Annotated in this window: 1 protein-coding gene; it reads right to left on the reverse strand. The window is 56.0% G+C overall.

The window, feature by feature from the left end:
* On the reverse strand, window positions 1-293 hold a 293-nt coding region (locus ACXAH0_RS25240), incomplete at both ends, for a hypothetical protein (protein WP_475196074.1).

A 293-nucleotide genomic window follows, 5' to 3' on the forward strand; every position in this document is an offset into this window, starting at 1 on the left:
TTGTCTCCTTCCATCAAGGCATTGCGAACGTCACGCATTAGATTCGGAACGACCGGGTTGCCTTGCAGGTGCCGTGCATTCTTGATCAGCCGTGCCAACTCGGATCTGCCGCCATCGGTATCATCATCGATCGTGCTATCGACCGCGGAAGTATCCAGGTCCACGCTTCGGAAGCGCTGCGCAAATGATGAACCATCATCGGAGCCATCATCATTGTCGTCGTCATTTGCACCGGGACCGCCTTCGGCAAGGCCGTTGCGAGCGATGCGCAGGATATAATTCAGCAACTCGCG

The organism is Roseibium sp. AWQ4_290 (genome assembly GCF_056160985.1).